The sequence below is a fragment of the Agromyces archimandritae genome, assembly GCF_018024495.1.
In the GTDB taxonomy this organism is placed as follows: domain Bacteria; phylum Actinomycetota; class Actinomycetes; order Actinomycetales; family Microbacteriaceae; genus Agromyces; species Agromyces archimandritae.
In genome coordinates this window covers 3,159,363-3,172,693 of record NZ_CP071696.1, presented here as the reverse complement: position 1 = coordinate 3,172,693, position 13,331 = coordinate 3,159,363, and the positions used below count along the sequence as shown (strand labels likewise).

Here is a 13,331-nt window from a genome sequence, read left to right as displayed (position 1 = left end):
GCGAGCCCGGGCCGGAGCGGATGCCCGCGCTCAAGCGGCAGGCGTCAGTCGAGCAGTTCCGGCCGCACGGCGCGGGTGCGCTCGAGCTGCTGGGCGCGGCGCCACGCCGCGATCTCGCCGTGGTGGCCCGAGAGCAGCACCGGCGGCACCTCGAGGCCGCGCCAGGAGGCGGGCTTGGTGTAGATCGGGTACTCGAGCAGGCCGTCCTCGTGCGACTCCTCGACGAGGCTCTCGGGGTTGCCGATGACGCCGGGCACGAGTCGGGCGGATGCCTCGATCATCGCCATCGCGGCGACCTCGCCCCCGTTCAGCACGTAGTCCCCGAGGCTCAGCAGGCGCACGGGCATCCGCTCGGCGTAGTGGTCGACGACGCGCTGGTCGATGCCCTCGTAGCGGCCGCACGCGAACACGAGGTGCTCGGCGGCGGCGAGCTCGCGGGCGATGGGCTGGCTGAAGAGCTCGCCCGCCGGGCTCGGCACGACGAGGGTCGCCGACGACGGGCCGGTGCCGACGATCGAGTCGATGGCCTCGCCCCACGGCTCGGGCTTCATGACCATGCCGGCGCCGCCGCCGTACGGGGTGTCGTCGACGGTGCGGTGCCGGTCGTGGGTGAAGTCGCGCAGGTCGTGCGCGGTGATCTCGAGGAGGCCGGACTGGCGGGCCTTGCCGACGAGCGACAGGTCGAGCACCTCGAAGAACGAGGGGAAGATGGTGAGGATGTCGATCCGCATGGCGGCAGCCTATTCGCCGGGCTCGCGCGCCTCGCCGGGCGTCTCCTCGCCGGACGCCGCGGGATCGCCGGAGGCCGCGGGCTCCTCGGAAGGCGCAGGCTCCTCGGATCCGGCGGACTCGACGGGTGCGGCCGCCTCCTCGGAGGCCGGCTCGGCAGGCGCGGCCGCCTCCTCCGCCAGCTCCTCGAAGAGACCGGGGGGCGGGGTGACGGTCACGGTGCCGGTCTCGATGTCGACCTCGGGCACGAGGGCGTTCACGAACGGAACCATGACCTCGCGGCCGGCGTGCTTCACGATGAGCAGGTCCTGCGCCGGCAGGTGCTCGACCGAGACGACCGAGCCGATCTTCGTGCCGTCGCGGACGACGTCGAGGCCGATGAGCTGGTGGTCGTACCAGGCGTCCGGCTCGGCCGGCTCTTCGTCGACGTGGTCGACCCAGAGGATCGCCTTGACGAGGCTCTCGGCGGCGGTGCGGTCGTCGACGCCCTCGAAGAAGCCGACGGGCTGCTGGTTGTACCAGCGCAGTTCGCGGAAGGTGAGGTGCTTGCCGTGCCAGGGCGAGGACTCCGGCACCTGCAGGGAGAACACCGCGCCCGGCACGAAGCGGCGCTCGGGGTCGTCGGTGTAGAGCTCGAGCTTGAGGGCGCCCTTCAGGCCGTGGGCCTTGGTGAGGCGGCCGACACGGAGCTGGGTTCGCGGGGACCGGGCCACGTCAGCGGTCGGTGTCGACGACGTCGACGCGCACGCGACGACCGTCGGCGAGCGCCGTCACGAGCGTACGGAGGGCCTTGGCCGTGCGGCCGGACCGGCCGATGACGCGACCGAGGTCCTCGGGGTTCACATGAACCTCGAGGACCTCGCCGCGTGCACTCGCCGCGGCCACGATCTCGACGTCATCGGGGTGATCGACGATTCCCTTGACGAGGTGTTCGAGCGCGGAGGTGAGCAATTGCTTACGCCTCGGCCGTCTCGTCGGCGGCGGAGGCGTCGGCCTCCGGCTCCTCGGCCTTGGCCGGCTTCTCGGCCTTCGGCTTGACGACGGTCTTCTTCTGCTCGTCGGCCTGGTACTCGGCCTTCGGCTCGGCGACCTTGACGGTGGACTTCGCATCCTTCTCGCCCTTGAAGGTGCCCCAGTCGCCGGTGAGCTTGAGGATGGCGCGCACCTGCTCGGTCGGCTGTGCGCCGACGCCGAGCCAGTACTGGGCGCGCTCGGAGTCGACCTCGATGAACGAGGGCTCCTCGGTGGGGTGGTACTTGCCGATCTCTTCGATCACGCGGCCGTCGCGCTTGGTGCGCGAGTCGGCCACGACGATGCGGTAGTACGGGGCGCGGATCTTACCGAGCCGCTTGAGGCGGATCTTGACAGCCACAATTCTCCTGATGGTGATGAAAAGTGTTGAACTGACAGCCGTGAGCGTGGGGTGCACACCCGGCGGAAGCTCGAGGGTGTTCCGCGCGTCGGATAGAGGGTCGGACGAACGGAACTCGACAGACCATTCTTGCAGATTTCTCGCCCCGAAGATAATCCTCCCGCTTGACGGCGCGCGTCAGGAGGCGACGGGCGCCTCGGGGATGCGCCGGGTGCGGATGAGTTCGGCGTACCACCCCGCCGAGTCCTTCGGCAGCCGCTCGAGGGTCTCGTATTCGACCCGGACGATCCCGAAGCGCTTGGAGTAGCCGTAGGCCCACTCGAAATTGTCGAGCAGCGACCACACCTGGTAGCCGGTGAGCGGCACCCCGCGCCCCATCGCCCGGTGCGCGGCCGTGAAGTGTCGGCGGAGGTAGTCGGTGCGGGCCGCGTCGTGCACCGCGCCGTCTTCGACGACGTCGTCGAACGCCGCCCCGTTCTCGGTGACCATGAGCGGCAGCTCCGGGTAGCGCTCGTGCAGCCCGACGAGCAGCTCCTCGAGCCCGGAGGGGTCGATGTTCCACCCCATCGCCGTGTACGGCCCGGGCTGTTCGAGGAACTCGACCTCCTCGGCCGCGCCCGGCCACGGGGTGCCTGCGCCGTCCTTGTGCCCGTCGGCCGAGGCCTTCGGCCCCTCTCCGTCCCACACCCGCACGCGCCCGCTCGAGTAGTAGTTCACGCCGAGCACGCTGATCGGCACCCCCGAGATGATCTCGAGGTCGCCGTCCTCCACGAACGACCAGTCGGTGACGGCGGCCGTGTCTTCGAGGACGTCGGCCGGGTAGCGCCCGTCGAGGATCGGCTCGAGGAAGACCCGGTTGGCGAGCCCGTCGATGCGGCGCACGGCCTCCGGTCCGCTCGGCCCCTCGGGGCGGGAGACGTGCAGGTTCAGCGTGATCGAGAAGCCGGGGTCGTTCGTGACGACCTCGCGGAGGGCTGCGAGGCCGAGGCCGTGGGCGAGGTTCAGGTGGTGGACGGCGGCGAGCGCCTTCGCGCGGTCGGTGACGCCCGGCGCGTGCACGCCCGAGCCGTAGCCGAGGTAGGCCGAGCACCACGGTTCGTTCAGGGTCGTCCAGATCTCGATCCGGTCGCCGAGGCGCTGCCCGACGAGACGCGCGTAGTCGGCGAAGGCGTAGGCGGTGGCACGGTTCGCCCAGCCGCCCTCGTCTTCGAGGGCCTGCGGCAGGTCCCAGTGGTAGAGGGTCGCGATGGGGCGGATGCCGCGGGCGATGAGCCCGTCGACGAGCCGTTCGTAGAAGGCGAGGCCCGCTTCGTTGACGGGCCCGCGCCCCGTCGGCTGGATCCGCGGCCACGCGATCGAGAAGCGGTAGGCCTCGAGGCCGAGTTCGGCCATGAGGTCGAGGTCGGCCTCCCAGCGGTGGTAATGATCGTCGGCGACGTCGCCCGTGTCGCCGTTCAGCACCTTGCCGGGTGTGCGGCTGAAGGTGTCCCAGATGGATGCCCCGCGACCGTCCTCGCCCGCCGCGCCCTCGATCTGATACGCCGCCGTGGCACTGCCGAAGAGGAACTCGGCGCCGAATGCCAGGCCGGCGTCACGGTAGTCGGGGGAATCCTGCTTCATCTCGCACTCCACTCGTCGATCCCGACGATCCGCCGGACCGACTCACTGTAGCGCGCGGCTCAGTACCAGTAGTCCCCCGTGCGCATGCGGTAGGCGCCGACGTGCTCGCGCTCGCCGCCGTGCCGCCAGGCGGTGTGCACGGGCCGGAAGGAGAGCTCGAAGGCGGGCAGGAATTCGACCGGGTCGCGCGTGAAGCCGGTCTTGAAGATCCTGAGCCCGAGGCCGGCGGGATGCTCGCTGGCCGGGTCCGGGATGTTGCCGAGGTCGTAGCGGCTGACGCCCTCGGCGGCGAGCGAGCGGATGATGTGCCAGTGCAGCATCCGGGAGGCCATGACGTGCGGATGCTCGCGCGTCGACCCGCCGTCCTTGTACCAGGCGTTCGGCCCGTACCGCAGCACGAAGGCTCCGGCGACGACCTCGCCGCCGTAGCGGGCGAAGTACAGGGCGCCGCGGCCGGAGGCCTCGAAGGCCTCCCAGATGCGTTCGAGATAGCCGCGGCTTCGCTGCAGGGAACCCGACCGCTCCGTGGTCTCGGCGATGAGCTCGTGCATGCGTTCGCGGTTCGACCCGCGGCATTCGACGCGTTCGATCTCGACGCCGTGGCGTTCGGCGGTGCGCACCTCGTTCCGGGCGCGTTTCTTCATCGCCGCGAAGGCGGCTTCCTCGCCGGCCTCGGTCGCCACGACGACGGCGTGCCGGTACTGGGAGGCGCGCGCCGGCATCCATCCCGCCCGGCGGAACGCCCGCACGAGCTCGGCGTCGCGCGGCTGGTACACCTCGATCTTCGCGGCGAAGGCCTCGCCGCGGCCCTCGCGCACGGCCTCGGTGAGATCCGGCACCGCCTCGGGGGTGATGCCGCTGACCCGGGGCAGGTGCTGGAGCAGCCCGAAGCCCTCGGCGTGCCGAGCGAACACCTGCACGGGGTGGCCGGCGAACCGGCGCCGTTCGAGCTCCCAAGGGCCGGCGCGTTTGGCCTCGGCCCACGATTCGGACTGCATGAAGTGCGGTGAGCTGTGCGCGCCGATGACCTGTTCGTCCCACGGCGATGCGGTGTGCGTTGCGAGCGTGTCGAGCATGTTCCCCCCGGCTGCGGCGGCGCATAGGCAACTTCGTCTTCATTCAATGGTATTGATCAGGGCGCGCGGAGCAAAGCATTCCGGCCGGCCGGGTGCGCCTCTGGCCTCACGGGCCCACCCGCAATAGGGTCGGAACATGACGGGCGGCGACCTCGAACTCACCACCGATCGCATCACGGCGAGACTCGTGTCGGGGCGCGGCACGCGCGGCGGGTACTCGCTCGTCGTCGGCGGCACGACGCAGTCGCATGTGAACCCCGACGACCCGAGCGATCTGCAGCTGGAGTACGTGCGGCTCGCCGTCCACGCCATCGAGGCCGCGTTTCCGCCGGCCGCGCCGATCAGCGCCCTGCACCTCGGCGGCGGCGCCCTGACCATCCCCCGCTACCTCGCGCATACCCGCCCCGGCTCCGAGCAGCACGTCGTCGAGCTGTACGGCGAACTGTACGATTTCGTGATCGAGGCCCTGCCGCCCGCGCCCGGCGCATCCATCACCGCCGAGTTCGCCGACGCCCGCGCCGCCGTCGAGGGGCAGCCGCCGGGGCCGCGCTGGGATCTCGTCGTCGTGGACGTCTTCTCGGGCAACGCGGTGCCCGGCCATTGCACGACGGAGGGCTTCTTCCGATCCATCGCGGCCCGCCTCGCCCCGGGCGGCCGTGTGGTCGTGAACTCCCTGCTATCGAGCGGGCGCGACTTCACCCGCGAGATGGCCGCGACCCTGCGGGCGGTCTTCGCGCACACGGCGATCATCGTCTCGGACGCGGTGCTGGAGGACGCCCCGTACGGCAACCTCGAGTTCATCGCCTCCGATGAGCCGCTGGACCTCGGCCTCCTCGAGCGGATGCTGCGGCGCGAGCCGCGGCCGATCCGCGTCATCGCCGGCGAAGAGCTCGACGCGTTCACCGGCGACGCGCAGGCGCGGGCCGACTAGGCCATGCGGCCGGGTGCCGGAGCGGATGCCGGGGGCCGTGCCTCCGTGCCCCGCCGCGCCGCGGGCCGAGCCGCCCGCCCGGCGCTCGGCGTCGCGATCGCCGCCGCCCTGGCACTGCTGCTCGCGCCGGCCGCGCCCGCGGCATCCGCCGACGCATCCGTTCGCGCAGCCCCCACCGCCGCCGACGGCCGCGATCCCGTCGTCTCCGGCCCGCTCGAATGGGTCGCGCACCGCGACAACCCGTTCCGCTCGGGCGACGACCCCGACTTCATCAACTCCGATCTGGCGTTCTCGGGCGATCACCTCGTGCAGGGCAACTTCGACGGCTTCAGCGTGTGGGACATCGCCGAGCCCGCCGACCCGGAGCTCCTGGCAGCGGTCGTCTGCCCGGGCGGGCAGGGCGATGTGTCGGCGGCCGGCGAGCTCGTGTTCTTCTCGGTCGACGAGCCCATGTCGAACGACGGCTGCGACGCCGGCCGCGTCGCCGAGACCGAACCGCACTGGGAGGGCATCCGCATCTTCGACCTCAGCGATCCGCGGCATCCCGAGTACGTCGCGGCCGTGCACACGCGCTGCGGGTCGCACACGCACACGCTCGTGCCCGATCCGGCCCGCAGCGACGTCGTGTACCTGTACATCTCCTCGTACAGCCGCGGCGACGGCGGCGAGTGCCAGGGGCGGAACCCGGTGCAGATCGTCGAGGTGCCGCTGGCCGACCCGGCCGCGGCGCGCGTCGCGAACACGGTCGACTACTTCGACGACGCGACCGCGTTCGGGCCGGGCGACCGGGTGCCCGGCGGCGCCGAGACGCGGGCGACGACCGGCTGCCACGACATGACCGCCTACCCGGCGAAGGGCCTCGCGGTCGCGGCGTGCCGCGGCGACGGCGTGCTGCTCGACATCGCCGACCCGCTGCATCCGCGCGTGCTGCAGCGTGTGCGCGACCCGGCTGTGGCGTTCTGGCATTCGGGGATCTTCGCGAACGACGGCAGCGCGGTCGTGTTCCAGGACGAGCTGGGCGACGGTTTCATCAACACCTGCTCCCCCGCGTTCGGCGCGGATCGCGGTGCCGACACCGTGTGGGGCCTCGCCGACGGGCGCCTGGAGCGGGGCGCGACGTTCAAGATCGCCCGCGTGCAGGACGACGCGGAGAAGTGCGTGGCGCATTCCGGCGGGGTGGTGCCGGTTCCGGATCGCTTCGTGGTCGCGCAGGCGTGGCTCGAGGGCGGGGTGTCGATCATCGACTTCACCGATCCGGCGGCGCCGGTCGAGATCGCCTCCTTCGACCGCCCCGGCTACGGGTATTCGATGGATTTCACCGCCGGGATCTGGTCCGTGTACTTCTACAACGGGTACCTCTTCGCGAGCGACATGTACGACGGGCTCGAGGTGCTTCGGCTGACCGGGCCGGAGTTCGCGGATGCCGCCCGCTACGTCTCCGGCGAGCTGAACCCGCAGACGCAGCCCGAGTTCTCGTGGGTGTGGCGGGAGGCGCCGGTCGTGCCGGCCGATGCCGGCGAGCGGGCGGCGCTGCCGGTCGCGGAGCTCTCGCCGGCCAGCGTGCCGCCGGGCGTCGAGGAGCATGTCGTGGTGCGGGTGCCGGCGGGCGTCTTCGAGCCGGGCGAGACGGTGGACGTGTGGTGGATGCCGGAGCAGCGGGTGCTGACGACGGGCACCGCCGATGCCGACGGCGCCTTCCGGGCCGAGCTCGCGCCGGGTGCGCTGGCGGCGGGCGCGTACGGGCTCGCGGTGCGCGGCGACCGGAGCGCGCCGGCGTTCGCCTACGCCGTGCTCGAAGCCGCCGAGGCGGCCGATGCGGCCGTCGCCTCGGTTGCCCGAGTGGATGCCGGCGCCTCCGCGACCCCGTGGATCGCCGTCATCGGGGCCGCCGGCCTGCTCGGTGCGGGTGCCCTCGTCGTGTGGTCGGCCCGCCGGCAGCGGGCCGCCGTGCGGCGCCGTGCGGGGGCGCCGTGACCGGCATCCGCCGCCCCGGGCCGGCCCCGGTCGCCGCCCTGCTTGCGGCCCTGCTCGCCGCGCTGCTCGCCGGGGCCGTGGGCGCCGGGCTCGCCGGCTGCACCGCGTCGGAGGCGGCGCCCCCGGCCGATCCGGCGCTCACCGTCCGCCCCGGCGGGCCCGGCGGGCGGCCGGCGACCGAGCCGCCGGCCCCGGCGGAGCTCTCGGAGGCCGATCTCGACTTCCTCGAACACATGATCGACCATCACGGGCAGGCGATCGAGCTCGCCGCCCTCGCGCCGGGGCGCGGCGAGGACGAGGAGCTCCTCGCGCTCGCCGAGCGCATCGCACTCGCCCAGGAGGCGGAGGCCGCCGAGATGCGGGCGTGGCTCGACCGCCGCACCCTGCCCGAGCGGACCCACGCGCACGACGCGCAGGGGATGCCGGGGGCCCTCAGCGCCGCGGAGCTCGACGCCGCGCGCGCCGCGAGCGGTGCCGCGTTCGACGCGGCGTTCGTGCGGCTCATGATCCGCCACCACGAGGGGGCGATCGAGATGGCCTCGGAGCGGCTCGCGGCGCGCGGCGACTCCTCGGTCGCGCGGCTGGCCGGCTCGATGGCCGACGCGCAGCGGATCGAGATCGACCGACTGCGCGGCATCGGCGAGCGCCTCGCCGGGCTCGGCGGCTGAGCCGCGCCTCGCCGGGGTCGGCGGAGCGATGCCGGGCGGGGTCGGCGGAGCGATGCCGGGCGGGGCCGGCGGAGCGATGCCGGGCGGGGCCGGCGGAGCGATGCCGGGCAGAACCGCCCGGCACCCGCACCCCGACGAGCTACCGCCCGCCGCCGAGGAGCTTCTGCATCTCGGCGAGGTCGGCCGCGCTCGGCTGCGGCTGCTTCTTGTCGCCGCCGAGGCCGAAGCCCGAGCCTGTGGGGGCCGAGGGGGCCGGCGCGCCGCTCGCGGCGGCCGCGTTCTCGGCGGCGCGCTTGGCGGGGTTGCCGCTGCGCGAGCCGCCCTGCGACTTCTTGCCCTTCTTGGCGCGCTTGCCGGGGCCGTAGCCGCCGGGCACGGGGCCCATGCCGGGGATCTGCGGCGTGCCGCCGCGGGCGACGGTCTTCATCATCTTCGCCGCCTGCTCGAAGCGCTGCACGAGCTGGTTGACGTCGGTGACGGTCATGCCGGAGCCCTTGGCGATGCGCAGGCGCCTCGAGCCGTTCAGGAGCTTCGTGTTCTGCCGTTCGGCGGGCGTCATCGACTGGATGATCGCCTCGGTGCGGGTGATCTCGCGCTCGTCGAAGCCGTCGAGCTGCTGGCGGAGGCCGCCGGCGCCGGGCAGCATCCCGAGCATCTTCTTGATGGAGCCGGCGCCCTTCAGCTGCTGCATCTGGGCGAGGAAGTCCTCGAGGGTGAACTGCTCCTTCGCGATCTTCTCGGCGACCTTGGCCGCTTCCTCCTCGTCGAAGGCCTGCTGGGCCTGCTCGATGAGGGTGAGGATGTCGCCGAGGTCGAGGATGCGGCTGGCCATGCGGTCGGGGTGGAACGGCTCGAAGTCGTCGAGCCCCTCGCCCGTGGACGCGAAGATGATGGGCCGGCCGGTGATCGAGGCGACCGAGAGGGCCGCGCCGCCGCGGGCGTCGCCGTCGAGCTTGGAGAGCACGACGCCGGTGAAGTCGACGCCCTCTTGGAAGGCCTTCGCGGTCGCGACGGCATCCTGGCCGATCATGGCGTCGATGACGAAGAGCACCTCGTCGGGGCTGGTGGCCTTGCGGATGTTCGCGGCCTGCTTCATGAGTTCGGCGTCGACGCCGAGGCGGCCGGCGGTGTCGATGACGACGGTGTCGTGCTGGGTGCGTTCGGCGTGCTTCAGCGCCTCTTTGGCGACCTTGACGGGGTCGCCGACGCCGTTGCCGGGTTCGGGCGCGAAGACGTCGACGCCGGCCTGGGAGCCGACGACCTGCAGCTGGTTCACGGCGTTCGGCCGCTGGAGGTCGGCGGCGACGAGGAGCGGGGTGTGCCCCTCCTTCTTCAGCCATTTGCCGAGCTTGCCGGCCAGGGTCGTCTTGCCGGCGCCCTGGAGGCCGGCGAGCATGATGACGGTCGGCGGGTTCTTCGCGAACTGCAGGCGGCGCTGCTGGCCGCCGAGGATGCCGACGAGTTCCTCGTTGACGATCTGCACGACCTGCTGGGCGGGGTTCAGCGCCCGGTTGACCTCGTCGGAGAGGGCGCGTTCGCGCACGGTGGCGGTGAACGACTTCACGACGTCGAGGGCGACGTCGGCGTCCAGCAGCGCGCGGCGGATCTCGCGGACGGTGCCGTCGACGTCGGCGGCCGAGAGCTTGCCCTTGGTGCGGAGGTTCTTGAAGGTCTCGGAGAGCCGGTCGGAGAGCGTGCCGAAGGTAGCCATGATGCGCCAAGTTTACGCGAGACGGGCGGGGTGCGCGGCGCGGGGTGCGGATGCCGGCCGCGCGCTCCCCCGACGGCGCGCCGTTGCCGATCCGCACCCGCCGACCCTATTGTTGGACCCGGTACCGAAACCCGCACCGAACCCGATCCACGCGCTCCGATCCGGGGCCCCGCCCGCCGACCCGAGGAGACCGACGTGCTCGACGTCATCACCGCAGGACTCGCCCCCGACCTCGTCCCCTACGCCGCAGGCCTCGACCTGCAGCGGCGCATCCACGCCGAGGTCGCCGCAGGCGCCCGCCCCGACACGCTCCTGCTGCTCGAGCACGAGCCCGTCTTCACCGCCGGCAGGCGCACCGAGGCGCACGAACGCCCGGTCGACGGCACCCCCGTCGTCGACGTCGACCGCGGCGGCAAGATCACCTGGCACGGCCCGGGCCAGCTCGTCGGCTACCCCATCGTCCGCCTCGGTGAACCCGTCGACGTCGTCGCCTACGTGCGCCGCCTCGAGGCCGTGATCATCGACGCCCTCGCCGCCCACGGCGTGGCCGGGCAACGGGTGCCCGGCCGCAGCGGGGTGTGGATCCACCGGCCCGCAGGCACCGCCAAACTCGCCGCGATCGGCATCCGCGTGCAGTCCGGAACGACGATGCACGGCTTCGCGATCAACTGCGACAACGCCCTCGACGCGTTCTCCCGCATCATCCCCTGCGGCATCGCCGACGCCGGCGTCACGACCGCGAGCGAGGTCGCCGGCCGGCCCGTCACCCCCGCCGGCATCGCCGGCACCGTCGCCGCCGCCCTCCGCGCCGAGTTCGGAACGGTCGCCGCATGAGCGCCGCGCCCGAAGGCCGCAGACTCCTCCGCATCGAGGCCCGCAACGCCGCCACCCCCATCGAACGCAAACCCGCCTGGATCAAGACGACCGCCCGCATGGGCCCCGAATACCGCGAACTCGACGCCCTCGTCCGCGGCGAAGGGCTGCACACCGTCTGCCAGGAGGCGGGCTGCCCCAACATCTACGAGTGCTGGGAGGACCGCGAGGCCACCTTCCTCATCGGCGGCGCCCAGTGCACCAGGCGCTGCGACTTCTGCCAGATCGACACCGGCCGGCCCGCCGCCTACGACCGCGACGAACCCCGCCGCGTCGCCGAATCCGTGACCGCGATGGGCCTGCGCTACGCCACCGTCACCGGCGTCGCCCGCGACGACCTGCCCGACGAAGGCGCATGGCTCCACGCGGAAACCGTCCGGGCCATCCACGAGCTGAACCCCGGCACCGGCGTCGAGATCCTCGCCACCGACTTCTCCGGCACCCCCGCACTGCTCGAAGAGGTCTTCGCCGCCCGCCCCGAGGTCTTCGCCCACAACGTCGAAACGGTGCCGCGCATCTTCAAGCGGATCCGCCCCGCGTTCCGCTACGAACGCTCCCTCGGCGTGCTCACCCGGGCCCAGGGCGCCGGCCTCATCACGAAATCGAACCTCATCCTCGGCATGGGCGAGACCGCCGGGGAGGTGCTCGAGGCCCTCGGCGACCTCCGCAGCGCCGGCACCGACATCATCACCCTCACCCAGTACCTGCGGCCTTCGCCCCGCCACCTGCCCGTGGCCCGCTGGGTGCCGCCGGAGGAGTTCCTCGAGTTCAAGGCCGCGGCCGAGGAGCTGGGCTTCCTCGGCGTGCTCGCCGGCCCGCTCGTGCGCTCCTCCTACCGCGCCGGGCGGCTCTGGGCGCAGTCGATGGCCTCGAAAGGGCGGCCGCTGCCGGCCGGGCTCGCCCACCTCGCCGAGCCGCGCGGCTTCGCGCAGGCGGTCTGAGCGCGCCGGGGCATCCGCACCCCCGCGGGGCGGCCCGCGCGCCTACTCGTCGAAACGGACGTCGACGACGGTCGCCTTCAGGTCGATCGTCACGACCAGACGCTGCTCGAGATCCTCCGGCGCGAGCCCGTACTCGAACTCGGCGAACGCGTCGCCGTCGGCATCCGCATCCGGCCGGAAGTCGACGCGCACGAGGCTGAACGAGCGGATCGCATCCACCTGTCGATCACCCGAATCGCGGGAGACCGCAGCCTCGGCGAGCTCGCGCGTCTCCTCGTCGCCGCCGAGCACCGCCTCCAGGAAGCGCGACACCGGCGAGCCCGTCTCCGACAGCTGCGAGAGGAAGCCCTCGCGCATGTCGGCGTCGAGCACCTCGAGCTCGCCGATCATGGCCGCGGCCGCATCCAGCGCATCCGTCGAGACCGTGTCCTCGTCCGCATCGAGCACGACCTCGACATCCTGATCGGCGAACTCCACCCGCTCCGACCAGTAATCGCCGATGAGCCCGAAGTAATCGTGTTCGGTGGACATCCCTGCCCCCTTCGTCGTCAGCCGACCAGTTTCTGGGCGAACACGTGCGGCGTGAAGCCCGTCAGATCGCCGATGCCCTCGCCCTGGCCGATGAGCTTGATCGGCAGGCCCGTCTTCTCCTGCACCGCGAGCACGAAGCCGCCCTTCGCGCTGCCGTCGAGCTTCGTGATCACGAGCCCCGTGACGCCCGCGTGCTCGATGAACGCCTCCGCCTGCGCGAGCCCGTTCTGCCCCGTCGTCGCATCCAGCACGAGCAGCACCTCGGAGACCGGCGCCTGCTTCTCGACGACGCGGCGGATCTTGCCGAGCTCGTCCATGAGGCCGCCCTTCGTCTGCAGACGGCCGGCGGTGTCGATGATCGCGACCTCCACGCCGTCGCGCTTGGCGAGCTCCACCGTCTGGAACGCGACGGATGCCGGATCCTGCCCCTCCCGCTCGGGGCGGACGACCACCGAGCCGGCCCGCGTCGCCCACGTCGCCAGCTGCTCGACCGCCGCAGCACGGAAGGTGTCGGCGGCGCCGACGACGACGCTCCGGCCGAGGTTGCGGAGGTAGTAGGCGAACTTGCCGATCGTCGTCGTCTTGCCGACGCCGTTCACGCCGACGACGAGGACGACCGCCGGACGCTCGGTGAGCTTCAGGGTCGGGTCGTACTTCGCGAGCCGGTCCTCGACGCGCTCCCGCAGCATCCGCTGCAGATCCTTCGGGTCGGTCGTGCGGAAGCGCGCGACGTCGTCCCGCAGCCGGTCGACGAGCTCCTCGGTGATCGCGGGGCCGAAATCGGCGCGGATCAGCGCGGACTCCAGATCGTCCCAGGTGTCCTCGTCGATGCGCTTCGCCCCGAAGACCCCACGCAGCGCCGCACCGAGCGACCAGGATGCACGTTCTGCCATGCGTCAAGCCTA

General features: G+C 72.4%; 14 protein-coding genes. 5 read left to right on the top strand and 9 right to left on the bottom strand.

The features are described 5' to 3' along the window. Positions 1-44 precede the first annotated feature (44 nt). From trmD to G127AT_RS14575, 6 genes are all read right to left on the bottom strand, one after another. Positions 45-731, bottom strand: a complete 687-nt coding sequence (trmD, locus tag G127AT_RS14600) for a tRNA (guanosine(37)-N1)-methyltransferase TrmD (protein WP_210898102.1) — start codon at positions 729-731, stop codon at positions 45-47. 9 nt (positions 732-740) lie between these two features. Beyond that, positions 741-1,442, bottom strand: coding sequence for a ribosome maturation factor RimM (gene rimM / locus G127AT_RS14595; protein ID WP_210898100.1), 702 nt, complete (start codon positions 1,440-1,442; stop codon positions 741-743). Position 1,443: 1 nt separating this feature from the next. Further along, positions 1,444-1,680 (bottom strand): RNA-binding protein, encoded by a 237-nt coding sequence (locus tag G127AT_RS14590; RefSeq protein ID WP_210898098.1) that lies wholly within the window; start codon positions 1,678-1,680, stop codon positions 1,444-1,446. Positions 1,681-1,684: 4 nt separating this feature from the next. Continuing rightward, positions 1,685-2,101, bottom strand: a complete 417-nt coding sequence (rpsP, locus tag G127AT_RS14585) for a 30S ribosomal protein S16 (RefSeq protein WP_210898096.1) — start codon at positions 2,099-2,101, stop codon at positions 1,685-1,687. 177 nt (positions 2,102-2,278) lie between these two features. After that, the gene (locus G127AT_RS14580) at positions 2,279-3,721 is read right to left on the bottom strand and encodes a GH1 family beta-glucosidase (RefSeq protein WP_210898094.1); all 1,443 of its coding nucleotides are present in this window, start codon (positions 3,719-3,721) and stop codon (positions 2,279-2,281) included. Positions 3,722-3,780: 59 nt separating this feature from the next. Next, positions 3,781-4,797 (bottom strand): lipid II:glycine glycyltransferase FemX, encoded by a 1,017-nt coding sequence (locus tag G127AT_RS14575; RefSeq protein WP_210898092.1) that lies wholly within the window; start codon positions 4,795-4,797, stop codon positions 3,781-3,783. 136 nt (positions 4,798-4,933) lie between these two features. Here G127AT_RS14575 and G127AT_RS14570 point away from each other — a divergent pair, with 136 nt between their 5' ends. From G127AT_RS14570 to G127AT_RS14560, 3 genes are read left to right on the top strand one after another with little or no spacing between them, the layout of a single operon-like run. Beyond that, the gene (locus tag G127AT_RS14570) at positions 4,934-5,728 is read left to right on the top strand and encodes a spermidine synthase (protein ID WP_210898090.1); all 795 of its coding nucleotides are present in this window, start codon (positions 4,934-4,936) and stop codon (positions 5,726-5,728) included. Positions 5,729-5,773: 45 nt separating this feature from the next. Next, positions 5,774-7,702, top strand: coding sequence for an LVIVD repeat-containing protein (locus G127AT_RS14565; RefSeq protein WP_210898088.1), 1,929 nt, complete (start codon positions 5,774-5,776; stop codon positions 7,700-7,702). After that, positions 7,699-8,370 (top strand): DUF305 domain-containing protein, encoded by a 672-nt coding sequence (locus G127AT_RS14560; RefSeq protein ID WP_210898086.1) that lies wholly within the window; start codon positions 7,699-7,701, stop codon positions 8,368-8,370. Before G127AT_RS14565 ends, G127AT_RS14560 begins: the two co-directional genes overlap by 4 nt. A gap of 139 nt (positions 8,371-8,509) precedes the next feature. On the opposite strand, the gene ffh is transcribed toward G127AT_RS14560, so the two are convergent. Beyond that, on the bottom strand, positions 8,510-10,081 hold the full coding sequence (ffh, locus tag G127AT_RS14555; RefSeq protein ID WP_210898084.1) for a signal recognition particle protein: 1,572 nt from the start codon (positions 10,079-10,081) through the stop codon (positions 8,510-8,512). Between the two features lie 195 nt (positions 10,082-10,276). On the opposite strand from ffh, the gene lipB reads away from it, so the two are divergent. Continuing rightward, positions 10,277-10,915 carry a lipoyl(octanoyl) transferase LipB gene (gene lipB / locus G127AT_RS14550; protein ID WP_210898082.1) on the top strand — a complete coding sequence of 213 codons (639 nt, stop codon included), beginning with the start codon at positions 10,277-10,279 and terminating at the stop codon, positions 10,913-10,915. Beyond that, positions 10,912-11,895 (top strand): lipoyl synthase, encoded by a 984-nt coding sequence (lipA, locus tag G127AT_RS14545; protein WP_210898080.1) that lies wholly within the window; start codon positions 10,912-10,914, stop codon positions 11,893-11,895. The genes lipB and lipA overlap by 4 nt, the downstream gene beginning before the upstream one ends. Before the next feature lie 42 nt (positions 11,896-11,937). Here the strand turns inward: lipA and G127AT_RS14540 are convergent, their stop codons facing one another. After that, the gene (locus G127AT_RS14540) at positions 11,938-12,426 is read right to left on the bottom strand and encodes a DUF2004 domain-containing protein (protein WP_210898078.1); all 489 of its coding nucleotides are present in this window, start codon (positions 12,424-12,426) and stop codon (positions 11,938-11,940) included. A 17-nt stretch (positions 12,427-12,443) separates the two neighbouring features. Then, a complete protein-coding gene (gene ftsY, locus G127AT_RS14535; protein WP_210898076.1) occupies positions 12,444-13,319 on the bottom strand; it encodes a signal recognition particle-docking protein FtsY in 876 nt (291 codons plus the stop codon). Positions 13,320-13,331 lie beyond the last annotated feature (12 nt).

Bases quoted from the DNA above. Each gene is read 5' to 3' on its own strand.
- trmD (WP_210898102.1), bottom strand. From the start codon at position 731: ATGCGGATCGACATCCTCACCATCTTCCCCTCGTTCTTCGAGGTGCTC.
- G127AT_RS14540 (WP_210898078.1), bottom strand. From the start codon at position 12,426: ATGTCCACCGAACACGATTACTTCGGGCTCATCGGCGATTACTGGTCG.
- G127AT_RS14575 (WP_210898092.1), bottom strand. From the start codon at position 4,797: ATGCTCGACACGCTCGCAACGCACACCGCATCGCCGTGGGACGAACAG.
- G127AT_RS14570 (WP_210898090.1), top strand. From the start codon at position 4,934: ATGACGGGCGGCGACCTCGAACTCACCACCGATCGCATCACGGCGAGA.
- G127AT_RS14580 (WP_210898094.1), bottom strand. From the start codon at position 3,721: ATGAAGCAGGATTCCCCCGACTACCGTGACGCCGGCCTGGCATTCGGC.
- ffh (WP_210898084.1), bottom strand. From the start codon at position 10,081: ATGGCTACCTTCGGCACGCTCTCCGACCGGCTCTCCGAGACCTTCAAG.
- lipA (WP_210898080.1), top strand. From the start codon at position 10,912: ATGAGCGCCGCGCCCGAAGGCCGCAGACTCCTCCGCATCGAGGCCCGC.
- ftsY (WP_210898076.1), bottom strand. From the start codon at position 13,319: ATGGCAGAACGTGCATCCTGGTCGCTCGGTGCGGCGCTGCGTGGGGTC.